The organism is Staphylococcus sp. 11-B-312, assembly GCF_016743055.1.
GTDB lineage: Bacteria > Bacillota > Bacilli > Staphylococcales > Staphylococcaceae > Staphylococcus > Staphylococcus ureilyticus.
Window position 1 is genome coordinate 918,679 of sequence record NZ_CP068241.1, and the last position, 19,724, is coordinate 938,402.

The following is a 19,724-nucleotide window of genomic DNA, read 5'->3' on the forward strand; positions in this document are numbered from 1 at the left end:
AGGTGAATTATGTCATTATAATAAATTTGGTTTATTGCGATTATAGACTTGAGGTGGTACTATAAAGAAGTTGAAGAAACTTAGATGAACATATATGTAGAGAAATACAGATAAATAAAGGAGAATTATATTGCAAAATTTTAAAGAATTAGGGATCTCAGATAAAACGGTAGAAACCCTAGTATCAATGGGGTTCGATGAGGCCACTCCTATACAAAAAGAGAGTATCCCTCTTGCCTTAGAAGGTAAGGATGTTCTTGGTCAAGCGCAAACAGGTACAGGAAAAACAGGCGCTTTTGGTATTCCACTTATTGAAAAAGTGGCAGGACAAGATGGAGTTCAATCATTAATATTAGCACCAACTAGAGAATTGGCGATGCAAGTTGCTGAATCACTTAGAGCATTTGCGACCGGCCAAAATGTACAAATAGTAACTGTATTTGGTGGAATGCCAATAGATCGTCAAATTAAATCACTTAAAAAGGGTCCACAAATTGTTGTAGGTACACCTGGACGTGTTATTGATCATTTAAATCGTCGTACGTTAAAAACAAACACTATTCATACATTAATATTAGATGAAGCAGATGAAATGATGAATATGGGCTTTATTGATGATATGAAATTTATTATGGATAAAATACCAGCAGAACAACGTCAAACAATGTTATTTTCAGCTACAATGCCAAAAGCTATTCAAACATTGGTACAACAATTTATGAAATCACCAGAAATTGTTAAAACTATGAATAATGAAATGTCAGATCCTCAAATAGATGAATATTACACAATTGTAAAAGAATTAGAAAAATTTGATACATTTACAAATTTCTTAGATGTACATCAACCTGAGTTAGCAATTGTTTTTGGTCGTACTAAGCGTCGTGTTGACGAACTAACAAGTGCGTTAATTTCAAAAGGATATAAAGCTGAAGGTTTACATGGCGATATCACACAAGCTAAACGTTTAGAAGTATTGAAGAAATTTAAGAACGACCAATTAGATATCTTAGTTGCTACAGATGTTGCAGCAAGAGGACTCGATATATCAGGTGTAAGCCATGTTTATAACTTTGATATACCTCAAGATACTGAAAGTTATACTCACAGAATTGGCCGTACGGGTCGTGCTGGTAAAAAAGGTGTAGCAATTACTTTTGTTAACCCAATTGAAATGGATTATATCCGTCAAATTGAACAAACGAACAAACGACAAATGACTGCATTGAGACCACCGCATCGTAAAGAAGTGCTTAAAGCACGTGAAGACGACATTAAAGGTAAAGTTCAAAACTGGATGTCAAGAGATAGCGAACCAAGACTGGAACGTATTGCAACAGAATTACTGGAAGAATATAATGATGTAAATTTAGTAGCAGCATTATTGCAAGAGTTAGTTGAATCAAACGATGAAGTTGATGTTCAATTAACATTTGAAAAGCCATTATCTCGAGGCAAAGGTCGCCAAGGTAAAGGTGGACCAAAACGTGGTGGAAACCATAAACGTGGTGGCGGCAAATTCGATAGCAGAAATCGTCGTCCAAATAAAGGCGGCTTCAACAATAAAAAGAAAAATGATAGATCATCAGATAGAAACAACAAAAAATCAATGAAGGGTCGCACATTCGCAGACCATAAAAAATAAAATACTTTATCATATATGAATTTTAGGTTTAGTCACTCCAATTTATTGGAGTGATTTTTTTATATCTAAAATCGATTCAATCACATAAAAGTGATTAGAAAAAGTGGGAAATTAAAGTGATGATAAAAATATTAGAATAATCATTGCCTTCTACGACGATAATGAAGCAAACATGTCCCTATGTTATAATGAATTGAAAAATTTTATGGAGGAGTGTAATTATGACTAACGACCAACAATTTAGGCGCATCCCTAAACAAGCGATGAGATATTATTACATACTAGAAGCTCTTGAATTGATTGTTAGTTTATTATTTATGATTGCATTAGTATTTTTATGGAATCATTATAATTGGTGGCATTTTTTAATTTACATATTTATTGCAATAACGATTTTTGATGTAATATATATGCTGTTGAGACCTTGGTTGAAGTATAAATATACTTTTTACTGCGTCAAAGACCAATATATTGAAATCAAAACAGGAATATTTTTTAAAAAGAATGAAATTGTTAAATATGAGCGAACGCAATTTTTAAAAAGAAAAAGCAATCCATTATTAAAACAATTACATATATCAAGGCTAACTTTGGTGACAGCTGGCCACTCACTTGATTTCCCGTTGATGTTAACAAAGGAAATTGAAGTATTTGAACATAATATTTTAAAATACTTACGAGGAGCTGATTATGATGTATAGTCCTCAAAAATTACATCCAATTTCATACATAACTGGAATAATAGAGGCGATTAAACAAAATATTATTTTGATTTTTATTTTTTTAGTGTTTAATTTACGCAACTTTGATTTTACGGATTATAAATCATATATCTATCCAGGCATTGTTACTATTATCTTTCTGATTTCGTTTATAATACAAATATTAAAGGTTTATAACACTAGATATTGGATTGAAAATGATCATTTTATTTTAGCCACTGGTATTTTTAGTAAAGAAAGGAAAGAGTTAAATATACGCAGAATTCAAACGTTAGATACTTCACAAGGTATTATTAATCAAATTGTGGGTGGGGTAATACTTCAAATTAAAACGCCTAGTGATGGTATAGAGTTAGACACTGTATCCAAAAATCAAAGTGATTTTATACAGCAAACATTAAAAGAAAAACAGCAAAAACTGACTCAAAATAGCGAAATCATTGACAACAATAATTCTTTTGCAGAGCAGGATGCTGAAAAAGAACAAAAAATGCAGTCGCCAGCTATGAATATTTATAAATTAAATTTTAAAGAACTTTTATTTATGGCTTTAACAAGTGGTGTCATTGGTGTAGCTTTTGCAACATTGTCACCAGTCATGTTTGCATTAAGTGATATTTTACCTTGGCATAAAATTACCAATACATTTTCTGAAATTTTTCAGACTGCTTTTATGATTATTTTAATGATTGTTGTCTTGGTCATTGTAGTGAGTTATATTTTTGGCACTATCATAGAAATAGTTAGAAATTTTAATTATACGGTTAAGCAACAAGGTACACAGTTAAATATTCAATATGGTTTGTTTAATGTCAAAAGTATTACTGTACCAACTGACCGTGTGCAAGCGATTGTAGAACGTCAATCATTTATAAGAAAGTTATTTGGCTATACTTCAATTCATTTTGTAATTACGAGTGATATGGATGGTGTTGATAAGGATGATGTTACTCTAGGCGGCAATGTAATGATTTTACCATTTATTAAGAGGCAAAAAGCATTTTATCTGATAAAGCACCTGATACCAGACATGAAATTCACTGAACCAAAACTAGGCATGCCTTGGAGGGGATTTCATAGGTATTTTTGGAGAGAATCACTAGTATTACTTATCGGTGCTACGATTGCTACTTATTACTGGTCTGTTTGGTCATTTGTTATTGCAGGGTGCCTAATATTAATAATGATTCTTCACAGTTTTATCGTTATTAAATCCTCTGGTTTAAACTTAAATCACGATGAATTAGTTGTGCGGAATGTAACTATGTTTGGATTTAAAAACACATATTTTAAACACAACAAATTGTTAGGTATGGAAATGTCAGAAAATCCGTTTCTTATTCGAAGTAACCTAGCAAACTTTAAATTTATCATTGCTAAAGCGGCTGGCAGTGCAGAAATAGGGTTAAAATATAGTGAAGTTAGTCATGTGGAAAAACTAAAATCATGGTATTTGAGAGGTGATTTTGATGAATGAATATAATTATATGGATCCATCAGGCAAAACAGTCATTTGTATTGCTTCAATAATTACTGCAATTTTATTAATTTTGGCTTTATCAATCATTACAGTAATAGATAAGGTATGGTTACATTTCATAAGTTCTAAAGTCATGTTTTGGTTATGGACGATTAATATCATAATTGCATTCATTGTTATCATTATCGGTGGTATGATTAGACCGATTTATAAATATAAAATATTTAGATATAAGTTAGAAAATCAAGAAATCACGGTTAGAAATGGCTTGTGGTTTATTAATGTAGTGAAAATTCCTTTGTTTCGTATTCAAAATGTCGATACCCATGAAGGTATCTTAATGAGAAAATATAATTTGGCGAGTTTAACCTTGTCGACAGCCGGTGGAAATACTGAAATAAAGCTAATTGACAAAAATAAAGCAAATACATTGAAACAAGAAATAAAAAAAGGTAATCATTCTATGCCACAGAATTTATAATAAAAAACTTATCATAGAAAGGCAGGAGTAGCTAATGATACATGGTATAGGCGTTGATTTAATAGAAATAGCTAGAATAAAAAAACTTTACTATAGACAAGATAAATTGGTAGAACGTGTATTGTCAAAAAATGAGCAACAACACTTTCATCAATTTAAAAGTGAAACGCGTAAAATAGAATTTTTAGCGGGAAGATTTACCTGTAAAGAAGCTTTTAGCAAAGCGCTCGGTACAGGACTTGGAAAAACTATAGCATTAAATGAAATAGATTGTTTTAATGATGAACTTGGAAAACCATGTATACATTATGATGGTTTTACAGTTCATGTAAGTATTTCACACACAGAACATTACGCAATGAGCCAAGTCATTATAGAAAAATAAAAAACGATTTTAATATAAAGTTTTGGCTATCTTTATTTAATTGTTATAAAATTAATTTAATGTATGTCAAAGTGTAACTTTATTTTTGAAATGGAGGTCTCGTTTAATGACTGATAAGTATTATAGATCCACATATTTAAACGTAGATTTAAATGCAATTGTGGCAAATTTTCAAGTTTTCCAAAAATTACACCCAAATAAAACGGTGATGCCAATCGTAAAAGCGAATGCTTATGGCCTTGGCAGCGTGAAAATCGCACGTTACCTTATGGATCATGGCGCTGATTTTTTTGGCGTAGCAACTTTGGATGAAGCGATAGAATTAAGAATGCACGGTATAGATGCTAAAATTTTAATATTAGGAGTTATACCTACATATAATATTAATAAAGCCATACAACATCGTGTAGCAATCACAATTCCATCAAAAGCATGGTTAGTTGAAGCGTTAAAAGAAATTCCAGAAGATAACGACAAAGATTTATGGTTACATGTAAAAATAGATACTGGCATGGGAAGATTAGGTATTAAAGATGCAGCGGAATATAAAGAAGTTATTGAGTTAATCCATAACCATGATCATTTAGTATTTGAAGGGGTATTTACGCATTTTGCATGTGCAGATGAACCTGGAGAATCAATGAATCAGCAACAAAGTTTATTTGAATCAATTGTCAATGAAGAAGAAAAGCCACAGTATATACATTCGCAAAATTCTGCAGGCGCATTAATGAAAGATAGCCAATTCTGTAATTCAGTGCGGGTGGGTATATCATTATACGGTTATTATCCTTCAAGTTATGTTAAAGACAGTGTGAAAATACATTTAAAACCAAGTGCGCAATGGATTAGTGAAATTGTACAAACAAAAGTCTTGCAACCAGGCGAATCTGTGAGTTATGGCAGTATTTATACAGCGACAGAACCTACAAAAATCGGTATTATTCCTGTTGGTTATGCAGATGGATTTCCAAGAGTGATGACCGGATTTAATGTAAATGTTAACAGCAAACAATGTGAAATTATTGGAAAAGTTTGCATGGATCAAATAATTATAAAAATTCCAGAAGAAATTCAAACTGGTGATAAAGTGATATTGTTGGATCATCATTCAGACAGTGAACAATCTGTGGAAGCGCTGGCATATCAACAACATACTATCAATTATGAAGTTTTATGTCGCTTAAATAGGAGATTGCCACGTATCTATTATGGTACTCAAGACCTAGAAATCCTTAATGAATTACTAAAATAGTATAGTCACTGTATTTAAAATTTGTTATTATATATCTAACAAGAAATCTCAATATATTCTATTTTAGTCACATGGAGGTCTTTATTCATGGCAAGTTTTAATCAAAGCAGAAATCATAGTATTGAACAACTATTAAAAGAAGGCTATTCGCAAATGGCTGACTTGAATCTCTCCCTTGCGGCGGAAGCATTTCCATTTGAATGTGAAGCTTGCGATTGCAATGAAGTCTACATTATATCTAAGAATAACAATGAATGATGAGAAGAGGAGACGTTTATTTAGCTGATTTGTCACCAGTACAGGGTTCTGAACAAGGGGGAATAAGGCCCGTAGTCATTATACAAAATGATACTGGTAACAAGTATAGTCCTACCGTAATTGTAGCTGCAATTACAGGTAGGATTAATAAAGCTAAAATACCTACACATGTAGAAATAGAAAAAAGCAAGTATAAACTCGACAAAGATTCTGTTATATTGTTAGAGCAAATACGGACGTTAGACAAGAACAGATTAAAAGAAAAACTGACATATCTATCTGAAGAAAAAATGCAAGAAGTTAATAATGCTATAGATATTAGCCTAGGTTTACATAATATTAGAAATCATAGAACATAATTTTTAAAAGTGAGCGTAATAAAATAACGAATAACAGACATCAATTCCTTATACATGCAACAAACACTTAATTCCAAGATAATTTGAAATAGAACAGAGAAAATAAAGCGTGTGTTTGTAATCAAATATTTATGAATAGGATGTTTAAGTTGAAAAGCTTTAGGTTATCCTAAAGCTTTTTTCGATATCAACGTAAAGTATGTATTTAAAAACATCTCACTTTGCTAGAAACAAAACTGTATTGCTTGATTAAATATTTAATACACATACATATAACAGAATATATTCTTGTTAAAACCGATGTATGCGATTTATATTTGCATTTTGAGGAGGAAATACTGAGTGAAAGAGTTCAAAAATCAATATAAAGCGCTAATTGACGAAAGTCTACACACAGTAAATGAGACAGATTTATTAAAAAAGTGTGAAGGCTTCACCGAAGAAGTGAAAAGAAAAGACTTGCTACCAGAAGATATCGTTGAAATTCATAAAAATTATGTTCAAGCATTAGAGTTAAGTAGTGAACAAATTTCTAAAACATTCAACGTACTTAAAGAAGTAGTAAAAGGATTTGGCTATAATTATAGAGATTATCAAGATCTTGTAAATCGATTACAATATCATGATAAAGAAATCGACTTAGCATCCCGTTTACAGCAAACGATGCTTAAGACAGATATTCCTCAATTCGATAGTATTCAAATCGGTGTAATTTCCGTAGCTGCGCAAAAGGTTAGTGGCGATTACTTTAATTTAATAGATCATAAAGACGGTACGATGAGTTTTGCAGTAGCAGATGTTATAGGTAAAGGTATACCTGCTGCCTTAGCTATGAGTATGATCAAATTTGGTATGGATTCATATGGGCATTCCCAATTGCCAAGCGATGGTCTTAAACGATTGAATCGCGTGGTAGAAAAAAATGTGAATCAAAATATGTTCGTAACGATGTTTTATGGACTGTATGAAGAATTAAACCACTTGTTATATTGCAGTTCTGCTGGCCATGAGCCAGGGTATATTTATAGAGCTGAAACCGAAACATTTGAGGAAATTAAAGTGAGAGGTCGCGTTTTAGGTGTTAGCCAACAAACACGATACAATCAACAAGAAATACCCGTTCATTTAGATGACTTAGTTATCATTTTTACAGATGGTGTCACAGAAGTAAGAAATGAAGCTGGTGACTTTTTAGATAAAAGTTATTTACTAGATATGATAAAAAAGTATAAACATATGCATCCACAAGACATTGTTCAACTTTTATATGAAGCAATTTTAAAAATTCAAAATCCAGAAAAAAGAGACGATTTAACAATATTGATAATAAAAAGAGTGAATTAGATAAGATTAATGATTAAAATAAAAGGGTATAACGGTTATTAATGAGACTATGCTTAGGAGTGTAATTTATGAATCTAAATATTGAAACAATATCACATGATACACATTATGAAGTTAAAGTTGGCGGAGAATTAGATGTTTATACTGTTCCAGAACTTGAAGAAGTACTCATGCCGATGAGACAAGAGGGAACGCATGATATATATGTAAATTTAGAAAATGTTAGTTATATGGATTCAACCGGTTTAGGACTATTTGTTGGAACATTAAAGGCTTTAAATCAAAACGATAAAGAATTATATATATTAGGTGCTTCAGATCGAATAAGTCGACTATTTGATATCACAGGTTTAAAAGATTTGATGCATGTTAATGAAGGAACGGAGGTCGAATAACATGCAACTTAAACAAGATTATATAGAAATGCGTTTACCAGCATCAGCAGAGTATGTAAGCTTAATACGTTTGACTCTATCAGGTGTATTTTCACGTGCTGGGGCGTCATATGACGATATAGAAGATGCCAAAATAGCAGTGAGTGAAGCAGTAACAAATGCAGTAAAACACGCATATAAAAACGATGCTACGGATGTAGGAATGATTAACCTTTGTTTTGAAATTTTTGATGATAAAATTAAAATAGTAATTTCCGATCAAGGGGAAAGTTTCGATTATGAAGAAACAAAAGCAAAATTAGGACCATATAAAGACAATGAAAATATAGATTTCCTTAGAGAGGGAGGTCTTGGTTTATTTTTAATTGAATCTTTAATGGATGAAGTTACAGTGGATAAAAACTCTGGTGTAACCATTAGCATGATTAAGTATATAAAAAAAGAGCAGGTGCGAAATAATGGCGAGAGAGTCGAAATCAGTTAATGACGTATCACCTGAACAAATCAACCAGTGGATAATGGAGCATCAAAATAATGAGAATTCAGATGCTCAAGATAAACTTGTTAAACATTATAAAAAGTTGATTGAATCATTGGCATATAAATATTCAAAAGGTCAATCTCATCACGAAGATCTCGTTCAGGTTGGTATGGTTGGTTTAATTGGTGCAATTAACCGATTCGACCTATCTTTTGATAGAAAGTTCGAAGCTTTTTTAGTACCAACTGTAATTGGTGAGATTAAGCGTTATCTACGTGATAAAACGTGGAGTGTGCACGTTCCTAGGCGAATTAAAGAAATCGGACCCCGTATTAAGAAAGTGACTGATGAATTGACAAATGAGTTAGAGCGCTCACCTTCTATTGCTGAAATTGCCGATAGGTTGGAAGTCAATGAAGAAGATGTGCTCGAAGCTATGGAAATGGGTCAAAGTTATAATGCATTAAGTGTAGACCATTCCATTGAAGCGGATAAAGACGGATCGACTGTTACATTATTAGATATTATGGGGCAACAAGATGATAATTATGATTTAACTGAAAAGCGTATGATATTAGAAAAAATACTCCCAATTTTATCTGAACGGGAAAGAGAGATTATACAGTGCACATTTATTGAAGGTTTAAGTCAAAAAGAAACAGGTGAAAGAATAGGTTTAAGTCAAATGCATGTATCTCGGTTACAACGAACAGCAATTAAGAAACTTCAAGAAGCAGCAAACCAATAAAATATATGCTTAAAGCAGAATTCATTTAATGAATTCTGCTTTTTTATACTTCGATTATTTTTAGGAAAAGAATCAAGATAACGTTATATGTTAGAATATATAAGTATTAGTAATAAATTTTTTATTTATGAGTGGAGGATACTATGGATAGTAATTTAATACAATCTATAAAAGAAAAATATAAATTTTCAAGTAAACAAATTAATGCAGTATTAACGTTGCTTGAAGAAAAAAATACAGTACCATTTATTGCACGCTATCGTAAAGAACAGACTGGCGGGTTAGATGAAGTAGAAATAAAACAAATTAATGATGAATATCAATATATGGTTAATCTTCAAAAAAGAAAAGAAGAAGTTATACATAATATAGAAGAACAAGGTTTACTGACTACAGAATTAAAAAATGACATTTTAAAGCAAACAAAGCTACAAAGAGTTGAAGATTTATATAGACCTTATAAACAGAAAAAGAAAACAAGAGCTACGGAAGCGAAAAGAAAAGGTTTAGAACCTTTTGCAAAATGGCTCAAAAATCCTAGTTTAGAAATGACAATAGAAGAAAAAGCAACTCAATTTTTCAATGAAGAAATAGAAAATATAGAACAAGCAATACAAGGTGCGCAAGATATTATTGCAGAAAAAGTTTCAGATGAACCTAAATATAGAACTAAAATACTTAAAGACACTTTTCAGCATGGCAAAATTGTTACACAAAAGAAAAAGAATGCTGAGGATGACCAAGAGATTTTTTCAATGTATTATGATTATTCAGAACCAATTAAAAAAATTGCAAATCATAGAACATTAGCAATCAATCGGGGAGAAAAAGAAAAAATACTATCAGTTAAAATAGATATGGATATTCAAGGCATTGAGAATTTTATTCGTAAGCATGAAATGATTCATCATCATGAAGGTTCAACAATTATTGAAAATGCGATTGCTGATAGTTTGAAAAGACTAATCATGCCTTCGATTGAAAGAGAGATAAGAGGTGACCTAACAGAAAAAGCTGAAAAACATGCTATTGATGTATTCAGCGAAAATTTAAGAAATTTATTATTACAACCACCAATGAAAGGGAAACAAATTCTAGGAGTGGATCCTGCTTTTAGAACAGGTTGTAAATTGGCTGTAATAAATCCTTTTGGCACTTTTATAGCTAAAGGAGTAATATACCCGCATCCACCAGTAAATAAAAAGGAAGACGCGGAGAAAATGTTTGTTCAGTTTGTAAATAACTATGATGTTGATTTAATTGCTATCGGTAATGGTACAGCTAGTAGAGAAACAGAACAATTTGTAGCTTCAATGATTCAAAAACATAAATTAAAAACACAATTTATAATTGTTAACGAGGCTGGAGCTTCTGTTTATTCTGCTTCAGAAATCGCTCGTTCAGAGTTCCCAGATTTTCAAGTAGAAGAACGTAGTGCTGTTTCGATTGGAAGAAGGGTACAAGATCCGTTAAGTGAGCTTGTAAAAATTGACCCAAAATCAATTGGCGTTGGTCAATATCAACATGATGTTAACCAAAAAGCATTGGAGGGCGCGTTAACTTTTGTTGTCGAAACAGCTGTTAACCAAGTAGGTGTTGATGTAAATACAGCTTCACGCTCACTATTGCAATATGTGTCGGGTCTGTCTTCGACTATAGCCCAAAACATAATTTTATACCGTGAAGAAAATGGGCCTATTAAACACAATAAGGATATTGCCAAAGTAAAAAGGTTAGGTGCTAAAACATTTGAACAAAGTATTGGTTTTTTAAGAATTATCAATGGTAGCGAACCTTTAGATAATACATCAATTCATCCAGAAAGTTACCAAGCAACTTATCAATTGTTAAGTGAGATTGGTTTTAGTGCAGATGATTTAGGAAAAGCTGATTTGAAAGCAGCTTTAAATCATGTGGATTTGACTGACATGGCTACAAAGCTAAACATTGGCGAACCCACCCTTGAAGATATTATCAAGTCGTTAATTGCACCAAATAGAGATCCACGTGATGAATTTGAGACACCAATATTAAAATCGGATGTCTTATCGATTGAAGATTTATCGAAAGATATGAAGTTAAGTGGAACTGTAAGAAATGTGGTTGACTTTGGAGCTTTTGTTGATATTGGTGTTAAACAAGATGGCCTTGTACACATTTCAAAATTATCTAAAAAATTTGTTAAAAACCCAATGGATGTTGTCAGTGTTGGAGATATTGTTGATGTTTGGATATTAGACATTGATGACAAGAAAGGGAAAGTATCACTAACTATGATTGATCCTCATGGATAATGAAAAATTACAAAGCATGACAGAGTCTATTTCTATCACAATTTTTAAAAGGCCGTTTAAACATAAAGCTTATTTTAATAAACGACTTAGAACAACTGGGGGTCGTTATATACTGAATACACACAATATAGAAATAAATGCAAAGCAATATGACGCTTTCGGTGAAAAGGCAGTTATTGATATTATTAAACATGAATTATGTCATTACCATCTTCATATACAAGGAAAAGGATATAAACACAAAGATAAAGATTTCAAGTTACTCAGTGCGCAAACAGGTGCCCCGAGATTTTGTTCAGCAGTTGAAAGCTATGAGAATCGAGTTAGGTACATCTATAAATGCTCAAACTGTGGTGTGAAATATGCTAGAATAAGAAAAGTGAATTTAAATAAAATGCTTTGTGGACATTGCAAAGGGAAATTGATAGAACAAAGCCATTTTTAAATAGTGAATTTAAGTAGCAAGAGAGCTGATACTTTTCAGCTCTTTTTTATTTAAGAATCACTTTACACGTTTGATATTAAAAAGACGATATAATTATATGAAATTTGTGCATTTAATTAGATAAAATAAATAAAAATGAATATTTTACTCTAATTCGTTATTTGTATGTGTTGACGATATATAATTTATGTTATATGATATTAAACGTTGCGAAAATAATATGAAATTAAATGAAGGACTTATTAAGTTTGTTAAAGAAATTTTAAAAACTTATTGACAAAACATTTCAAACATATTACAATTGAGTACGTTAACTTGATGAATGGAAAATTTTAGCGTCAACCGAGCGGCCGTGGCGGAATGGCAGACGCGCTAGGTTGAGGGCCTAGTGGGATTTATCCCGTGGAGGTTCAAGTCCTCTCGGCCGCATCAAAATACATTACATATGATATATATGAAAATATGCGGGTGTAGTTTAATGGCAAAACCTCAGCCTTCCAAGCTGATGTTGTGGGTTCGATTCCCATCACCCGCTCCATTATGAAATATTAAAATGAACATTGAAAACTGAATTGCAATATGTCAACGTTAATTCCGATTTCAACATTAAATGTTGAATCAAAACAACGTGTTATTGATAACACAAATTAGTATTTTATGAGCTAATCAAACATCATAATTTTTTATGGAGAGTTTGATCCTGGCTCAGGATGAACGCTGGCGGCGTGCCTAATACATGCAAGTCGAGCGAACAGATAAGGAGCTTGCTCCTTTGACGTTAGCGGCGGACGGGTGAGTAACACGTGGGTAACCTACCTATAAGACTGGAATAACTCCGGGAAACCGGGGCTAATGCCGGATAACATTTAGAACCGCATGGTTCTAAAGTGAAAGATGGTTTTGCTATCACTTATAGATGGACCCGCGCCGTATTAGCTAGTTGGTAAGGTAACGGCTTACCAAGGCAACGATACGTAGCCGACCTGAGAGGGTGATCGGCCACACTGGAACTGAGACACGGTCCAGACTCCTACGGGAGGCAGCAGTAGGGAATCTTCCGCAATGGGCGAAAGCCTGACGGAGCAACGCCGCGTGAGTGATGAAGGTCTTCGGATCGTAAAACTCTGTTATTAGGGAAGAACAAATGTGTAAGTAACTGTGCACGTCTTGACGGTACCTAATCAGAAAGCCACGGCTAACTACGTGCCAGCAGCCGCGGTAATACGTAGGTGGCAAGCGTTATCCGGAATTATTGGGCGTAAAGCGCGCGTAGGCGGTTTCTTAAGTCTGATGTGAAAGCCCACGGCTCAACCGTGGAGGGTCATTGGAAACTGGGAAACTTGAGTGCAGAAGAGGAAAGTGGAATTCCATGTGTAGCGGTGAAATGCGCAGAGATATGGAGGAACACCAGTGGCGAAGGCGACTTTCTGGTCTGTAACTGACGCTGATGTGCGAAAGCGTGGGGATCAAACAGGATTAGATACCCTGGTAGTCCACGCCGTAAACGATGAGTGCTAAGTGTTAGGGGTTTCCGCCCCTTAGTGCTGCAGCTAACGCATTAAGCACTCCGCCTGGGGAGTACGACCGCAAGGTTGAAACTCAAAGGAATTGACGGGGACCCGCACAAGCGGTGGAGCATGTGGTTTAATTCGAAGCAACGCGAAGAACCTTACCAAATTTTGACATCCTTTGACAACTCTAGAGATAGAGCCTTCCCTTCGGGGGACAAAGTGACAGGTGGTGCATGGTTGTCGTCAGCTCGTGTCGTGAGATGTTGGGTTAAGTCCCGCAACGAGCGCAACCCTTAAGCTTAGTTGCCAGCATTAAGTTGGGCACTCTAAGTTGACTGCCGGTGACAAACCGGAGGAAGGTGGGGATGACGTCAAATCATCATGCCCCTTATGATTTGGGCTACACACGTGCTACAATGGACAATACAAAGGGCAGCTAAACCGCGAGGTCATGCAAATCCCATAAAGTTGTTCTCAGTTCGGATTGTAGTCTGCAACTCGACTACATGAAGCTGGAATCGCTAGTAATCGTAGATCAGCATGCTACGGTGAATACGTTCCCGGGTCTTGTACACACCGCCCGTCACACCACGAGAGTTTGTAACACCCGAAGCCGGTGGAGTAACCATTTATGGAGCTAGCCGTCGAAGGTGGGACAAATGATTGGGGTGAAGTCGTAACAAGGTAGCCGTATCGGAAGGTGCGGCTGGATCACCTCCTTTCTAAGGATATATTCGGAACATCTTCTTTAGAAGATGACAAAGGAATAACATTGACATATTGTATTCAGTTTTGAATGCTCATTCGAGTATTCTTTAATGATTTGTACATTGAAAACTAGATAAGTAAGTAAAATTTATGATTTTACCAAGCAAAACCGAGTGAATAAGAGTTTTAAATAAGCTTGAATTCAAAAAGAAATAATCGCTAGTGTTCGAAAGAACACTCACAGATTAATAACATTTTGGGTTTTCAACCGACGGTTGTCGAGTTGGAAAGCAAATAGATTAAGTTATTAAGGGCGCACGGTGGATGCCTTGGCACTAGAAGCCGATGAAGGACGTTACTAACGACGATATGCTTTGGGGAGCTGTAAGTAAGCTGTGATCCAGAGATTTCCGAATGGGGGAACCCAATACGAGTTATGTCGTATTATCGATACGTAAATACATAGCGTATCGAAGGTAGACGCGGAGAACTGAAACATCTTAGTACCCGCAGGAAGAGAAAGAAAAATCGATTCCCTGAGTAGCGGCGAGCGAAACGGGAAGAGCCCAAACCAACGAGCTTGCTTGTTGGGGTTGTAGGACACTCTATACGGAGTTACAAAGGAATAGATTAGACGAAGCATCTGGAAAGATGCATCAAAGAAGGTAATAATCCTGTAGTCGAAAATCTGTTCTCTCTTGAGTGGATCCTGAGTACGACGGAACACGAGAAATTCCGTCGGAATCCGGGAGGACCATCTCCCAAGGCTAAATACTCTCTAGTGACCGATAGTGAACCAGTACCGTGAGGGAAAGGTGAAAAGTACCCCGGAAGGGGAGTGAAAGAGAACTTGAAACCGTGTGCTTACAAGTAGTCAGAGCCCGTTAATGGGTGATGGCGTGCCTTTTGTAGAATGAACCGGCGAGTTACGATTTGATGCAAGGTTAAGCAGTGAATGTGGAGCCGTAGCGAAAGCGAGTCTGAATAGGGCGTTGAGTATTTGGTCGTAGACCCGAAACCAGGTGATCTACCCTTGACCAGGTTGAAGTTCAGGTAACACTGAATGGAGGACCGAACCGACTTACGTTGAAAAGTGAGCGGATGAGTTGAGGGTAGCGGAGAAATTCCAATCGAACCTGGAGATAGCTGGTTCTCTCCGAAATAGCTTTAGGGCTAGCCTCAAGTGATGATTATTGGAGGTAGAGCACTGTTTGGACGAGGGGCCCTTCTCGGGTTACCGAATTCAGACAAACTCCGAATGCCAATCAATTTAACTTGGGAGTCAGAACGCGGGTGATAAGGTCCGTGTTCGAAAGGGAAACAGCCCAGACCACCAGCTAAGGTCCCAAAATATATGTTAAGTGGAAAAGGATGTGGCGTTGCCCAGACAACTAGTATGTTGGCTTAGAAGCAGCCATCATTTAAAGAGTGCGTAATAGCTCACTAGTCGAGTGACACTGCGCCGAAAATGTACCGGGGCTAAACATATTACCGAAGCTGTGGATTGTCCGTAGGACAATGGTAGGAGAGCGTTCTAAGGGCGTTGAAGCATGATCGCAAGGACATGTGGAGCGCTTAGAAGTGAGAATGCCGGTGTGAGTAGCGAAAGACGGGTGAGAATCCCGTCCACCGATTGACTAAGGTTTCCAGAGGAAGGCTCGTCCGCTCTGGGTTAGTCGGGTCCTAAGCTGAGGCCGATAGGCGTAGGCGATGGATAACAGGTTGATATTCCTGTACCACCATGAATCGTTTTAAGCGATGGGGGACGCAGTAGGATAGGCGAAGCGTACGATTGGATTGTACGTCCAAGCAGTAAGACTGAGTGTTAGGCAAATCCGGCACTCATAAGGTCAAGCTGTGATGGGGAGAGGAAATTGTTTCCTCGAGTCGTTGATTTCACACTGCCGAGAAAAGCCTCTAGCTAGATTTATGGTGCCCGTACCGCAAACCGACACAGGTAGTCAAGATGAGAATTCTAAGGTGAGCGAGCGAACTCTCGTTAAGGAACTCGGCAAAATGACCCCGTAACTTCGGGAGAAGGGGTGCTCTTTAGGGTTCACGCCCAGGAGAGCCGCAGTGAATAGGCCCAAGCGACTGTTTATCAAAAACACAGGTCTCTGCTAAACCGTAAGGTGATGTATAGGGGCTGACGCCTGCCCGGTGCTGGAAGGTTAAGAGGAGTGGTTAGCTTCTGCGAAGCTACGAATCGAAGCCCCAGTAAACGGCGGCCGTAACTATAACGGTCCTAAGGTAGCGAAATTCCTTGTCGGGTAAGTTCCGACCCGCACGAAAGGCGTAACGATTTGGGCACTGTCTCAACGAGAGACTCGGTGAAATCATAGTACCTGTGAAGATGCAGGTTACCCGCGACAGGACGGAAAGACCCCGTGGAGCTTTACTGTAGTCTGATATTGAAATTCGGTACAGCTTGTACAGGATAGGTAGGAGCCTTAGATACGTGAGCGCTAGCTTACGTGGAGGCGTTGGTGGGATACTACCCTCGCTGTATTGGATTTCTAACCCGCACCATTAATCATGGTGGGAGACAGTGTCAGATGGACAGTTTGACTGGGGCGGTCGCCTCCTAAAGAGTAACGGAGGCGCTCAAAGGTTTCCTCAGAATGGTTGGAAATCATTCATAGAGTGTAAAGGCACAAGGAAGCTTGACTGCGAGACTTACAAGTCGAGCAGGGTCGAAAGACGGACTTAGTGATCCGGTGGTTCCGCATGGAAGGGCCATCGCTCAACGGATAAAAGCTACCCCGGGGATAACAGGCTTATCTCCCCAAGAGTTCACATCGACGGGGAGGTTTGGCACCTCGATGTCGGCTCATCGCATCCTGGGGCTGTAGTCGGTCCCAAGGGTTGGGCTGTTCGCCCATTAAAGCGGTACGCGAGCTGGGTTCAGAACGTCGTGAGACAGTTCGGTCCCTATCCGTCGTGGGCGTAGGAAATTTGAGAGGAGCTGTCCTTAGTACGAGAGGACCGGGATGGACATACCTCTGGTGTACCAGTTGTCGTGCCAACGGCATCGCTGGGTAGCTATGTATGGACGGGATAAGTGCTGAAAGCATCTAAGCATGAAGCCCCCCTCAAGATGAGATTTCCCAACTTCGGTTATAAGATCCCTCAAAGATGATGAGGTTAATAGGTTCGAGGTGGAAGCATAGCGATATGTGGAGCTGACGAATACTAATCGATCGAAGACTTAATCAAATTTAAAAGTTTTGTTGGTTGAACTAAATTTTACTTACAATCTAGTTTTGAGTGTATAAATTTTATACATGACATTGTCTGGTGACTATAGCAAGGAGGTCACACCTGTTCCCATGCCGAACACAGAAGTTAAGCTCCTTAGCGCCGATGGTAGTCGGACTTACGTTCCGCAAGAGTAGGACGTTGCCAGGCAATCAAGACCCGAAAGGGTCTTTTTTTTACGTAAAAGGAGCTTAACTTCCAGTTCGAAGAACTGTAAACTGACAAAAGAAAGCGTTTGAAGCTGACGAAGTAAACGAGAGACGAAATGAGCTTACAAGCGGTAAGTGAGTGAGGAAAGCGTGAAATAGTAAAGGAATGCATGAGCAAAAACTCATGCATAAGTACCGCTATCTCAATAAATTGAGAGTGGTACTTTACGAACGCTTGTCTGAAATCAGAAAAGCTGCTTAGCGCCGATGGTAGCTGACTTACGTTCCGCAAGAGTAGGTGTAAAGAGGAATACATGAACTAAAGCTCATGTATAAGTCACACTATTCCAATAACATATAAATTTATAAGATATATAAGTGTCAAACGTAAAAATTAAAATTAAGAAGTGTGACTTTACAGGCAAGTAAGACCCGAAAGGGTCTTTTTTTTACGTAAAAGGAGCTTAACTTCCAGTTCGAAGAACTGCAAGTGGTACTTTATATAAAGTAAAAGTCTAGCATAAGCTAGACTTTTAAATTAATAGTGAATAAAGCATTTTGTTTTCGTTAATATAGATATTGGAAGGATCGAATTCATTGACATTCGACTTTAAGTTATCTAAATCTTGATGGTTATTTAATTGTATGCCGATGATGACAGTTCCTGTATTTTGAGAACTTTTCTTAAGGTACTCAAATTTAGTAATATCATCCTTTGGTCCAAGTACGTCATTTACAAATTCTCTTAATGCGCCAGGTCTTTGTGGGAAGTTGAGAATGAAGTAATGTTTCATTTCTTCAAATAATAAAGAACGTTCTTCGATTTCTTTCATACGGTTGATATCATTGTTGCCGCCACTTACAACACAAACAACTGTCTTACCTTTAATTTCTGAACGATATTGTTCTAATGCTGAAACACTTAAAGCACCAGCAGGTTCCGCAATAATTGCTTGTTTAGAATACATGTCCAAGATCGTTGAACAAACAGCGCCTTCATGTACTTGAATATAGTCATCTACTACATTTTTGGCAATATCATATGTGATTTCACCGACTTTTGCTACAGATGCACCATCCACAAATTTATCAATTTCAGGTAACGTTACTATTTGATTTTCTAGTACAACAGAGGCATACATACTACTCGCACCGGCAGGTTCTACGCCAATGATAGAAGTTTGTGGTGAATGTTCTTTGAAGTAAGTGCCTACCCCTGAAATTAACCCACCACCGCCTATAGCTGCGAATAAATAATCAAATTGAATGTTATCCTCTTTAGATTGTTTTAAAATTTCTTTGGCTAACGTACCTTGGCCAGCGATTGTATAAATGTTATTAAATGGATCGATGAAATTCATTTTATTATCTTGAGTATACGTAAGTGCCTCTTTTAGACAATCATCAAATGTATCGCCGGTAAGCACAACTTCAGCGTTACTACCACCAAAAAATTTCACCTGATTTATCTTTTGAAGAGGTGTAGTTACTGGCATAAATATAACAGCATTTAAATTAAGTTTGTTGGCAGTGTAAGCAACACCTTGTGCATGATTACCTGCACTTGCACATGTAATTCCGTTTTGTCTATCATTTTCATTTAACGCTATAATTGCGTTATAAGCACCTCTTAATTTAAAAGATCGAACCCATTGTAAGTCTTCTCTTTTTAAATAGACATCACAATCGTATTTAAGCGATAAGTAATGATCCTTTTGCAAAGGAGTTTCTTTAACAACATCTTTCAATTGTAAGAAAGCTTCATCTATATCTTTTGAAGAAACAGTTGTTTTGACAGCCATAAAT

General features: G+C 36.3%; 15 protein-coding genes, 2 tRNA genes and 3 rRNA genes. 19 read left to right on the plus strand and 1 reads right to left on the minus strand.

Translation table 11 applies throughout. The annotated features are described in order from the left end of the window. Positions 1-130: 130 nt before the first annotated feature. From cshA to rrf, 19 genes are all read left to right on the plus strand, one after another. A complete protein-coding gene (cshA, locus tag JG554_RS04250; protein WP_046207780.1) occupies positions 131-1,645 on the plus strand; it encodes a degradosome RNA helicase CshA in 1,515 nt (504 codons plus the stop codon). A gap of 221 nt (positions 1,646-1,866) precedes the next feature. Next, on the plus strand, positions 1,867-2,346 hold the full coding sequence (locus tag JG554_RS04255) for a PH domain-containing protein (RefSeq protein ID WP_070039503.1): 480 nt from the start codon (positions 1,867-1,869) through the stop codon (positions 2,344-2,346). Beyond that, entirely contained in the window at positions 2,339-3,844 is a 1,506-nt protein-coding gene (locus JG554_RS04260) for a PH domain-containing protein (RefSeq protein WP_070039501.1), read from the plus strand. Before JG554_RS04255 ends, JG554_RS04260 begins: the two co-directional genes overlap by 8 nt. Next, positions 3,837-4,328 (plus strand): PH domain-containing protein, encoded by a 492-nt coding sequence (locus JG554_RS04265; RefSeq protein WP_046207783.1) that lies wholly within the window; start codon positions 3,837-3,839, stop codon positions 4,326-4,328. The genes JG554_RS04260 and JG554_RS04265 overlap by 8 nt, the downstream gene beginning before the upstream one ends. Positions 4,329-4,362: 34 nt before the next feature. Further along, positions 4,363-4,713: a holo-ACP synthase gene (acpS, locus tag JG554_RS04270; protein ID WP_046207784.1), complete on the plus strand. Its 351-nt coding sequence runs from the start codon at positions 4,363-4,365 to the stop codon at positions 4,711-4,713. 106 nt (positions 4,714-4,819) lie between these two features. Next, the gene (alr, locus tag JG554_RS04275) at positions 4,820-5,968 is read left to right on the plus strand and encodes an alanine racemase (RefSeq protein WP_070039499.1); all 1,149 of its coding nucleotides are present in this window, start codon (positions 4,820-4,822) and stop codon (positions 5,966-5,968) included. An 87-nt stretch (positions 5,969-6,055) separates the two neighbouring features. After that, complete coding sequence (gene mazE / locus JG554_RS04280) at positions 6,056-6,226, plus strand: type II toxin-antitoxin system antitoxin MazE (RefSeq protein WP_046207786.1); 171 nt, start codon at positions 6,056-6,058, stop codon at positions 6,224-6,226. Further along, positions 6,223-6,585 carry a type II toxin-antitoxin system PemK/MazF family toxin gene (locus JG554_RS04285; RefSeq protein WP_019468010.1) on the plus strand — a complete coding sequence of 121 codons (363 nt, stop codon included), beginning with the start codon at positions 6,223-6,225 and terminating at the stop codon, positions 6,583-6,585. Before mazE ends, JG554_RS04285 begins: the two co-directional genes overlap by 4 nt. Positions 6,586-6,927: 342 nt before the next feature. Further along, positions 6,928-7,929 (plus strand): SpoIIE family protein phosphatase, encoded by a 1,002-nt coding sequence (locus JG554_RS04290; RefSeq protein WP_046207787.1) that lies wholly within the window; start codon positions 6,928-6,930, stop codon positions 7,927-7,929. Positions 7,930-7,997: 68 nt separating this feature from the next. Beyond that, complete coding sequence (locus JG554_RS04295) at positions 7,998-8,324, plus strand: anti-sigma factor antagonist (RefSeq protein WP_046207788.1); 327 nt, start codon at positions 7,998-8,000, stop codon at positions 8,322-8,324. A gap of 1 nt (position 8,325) precedes the next feature. After that, positions 8,326-8,808: an anti-sigma B factor RsbW gene (rsbW, locus tag JG554_RS04300; RefSeq protein ID WP_064209857.1), complete on the plus strand. Its 483-nt coding sequence runs from the start codon at positions 8,326-8,328 to the stop codon at positions 8,806-8,808. Next, positions 8,783-9,553, plus strand: coding sequence for an RNA polymerase sigma factor SigB (gene sigB, locus JG554_RS04305; protein ID WP_046207790.1), 771 nt, complete (start codon positions 8,783-8,785; stop codon positions 9,551-9,553). Before rsbW ends, sigB begins: the two co-directional genes overlap by 26 nt. A 143-nt stretch (positions 9,554-9,696) precedes the next feature. Next, positions 9,697-11,847: a Tex family protein gene (locus JG554_RS04310; RefSeq protein ID WP_070039497.1), complete on the plus strand. Its 2,151-nt coding sequence runs from the start codon at positions 9,697-9,699 to the stop codon at positions 11,845-11,847. Beyond that, entirely contained in the window at positions 11,840-12,292 is a 453-nt protein-coding gene (locus tag JG554_RS04315; RefSeq protein WP_064209859.1) for a SprT family protein, read from the plus strand. Before JG554_RS04310 ends, JG554_RS04315 begins: the two co-directional genes overlap by 8 nt. Before the next feature lie 346 nt (positions 12,293-12,638). Next, a tRNA-Leu gene (locus JG554_RS04320) sits at positions 12,639-12,721 on the plus strand. Between the two features lie 35 nt (positions 12,722-12,756). Next, a tRNA-Gly gene (locus JG554_RS04325) sits at positions 12,757-12,830 on the plus strand. Between the two features lie 144 nt (positions 12,831-12,974). Beyond that, positions 12,975-14,525, plus strand: a 16S ribosomal RNA gene (locus JG554_RS04330). Positions 14,526-14,808: 283 nt separating this feature from the next. Next, positions 14,809-17,727: ribosomal RNA gene (locus tag JG554_RS04335) — 23S ribosomal RNA — on the plus strand. Positions 17,728-17,804: 77 nt separating this feature from the next. Further along, positions 17,805-17,919, plus strand: a 5S ribosomal RNA gene (gene rrf / locus JG554_RS04340). Together the 16S, 23S and 5S rRNA genes with 2 tRNA genes alongside form the textbook arrangement of a ribosomal RNA operon. Positions 17,920-18,451: 532 nt before the next feature. Here the strand turns inward: rrf and ilvA are convergent. After that, entirely contained in the window at positions 18,452-19,720 is a 1,269-nt protein-coding gene (gene ilvA / locus JG554_RS04345) for a threonine ammonia-lyase IlvA (RefSeq protein ID WP_046206540.1), read from the minus strand. Positions 19,721-19,724 lie beyond the last annotated feature (4 nt).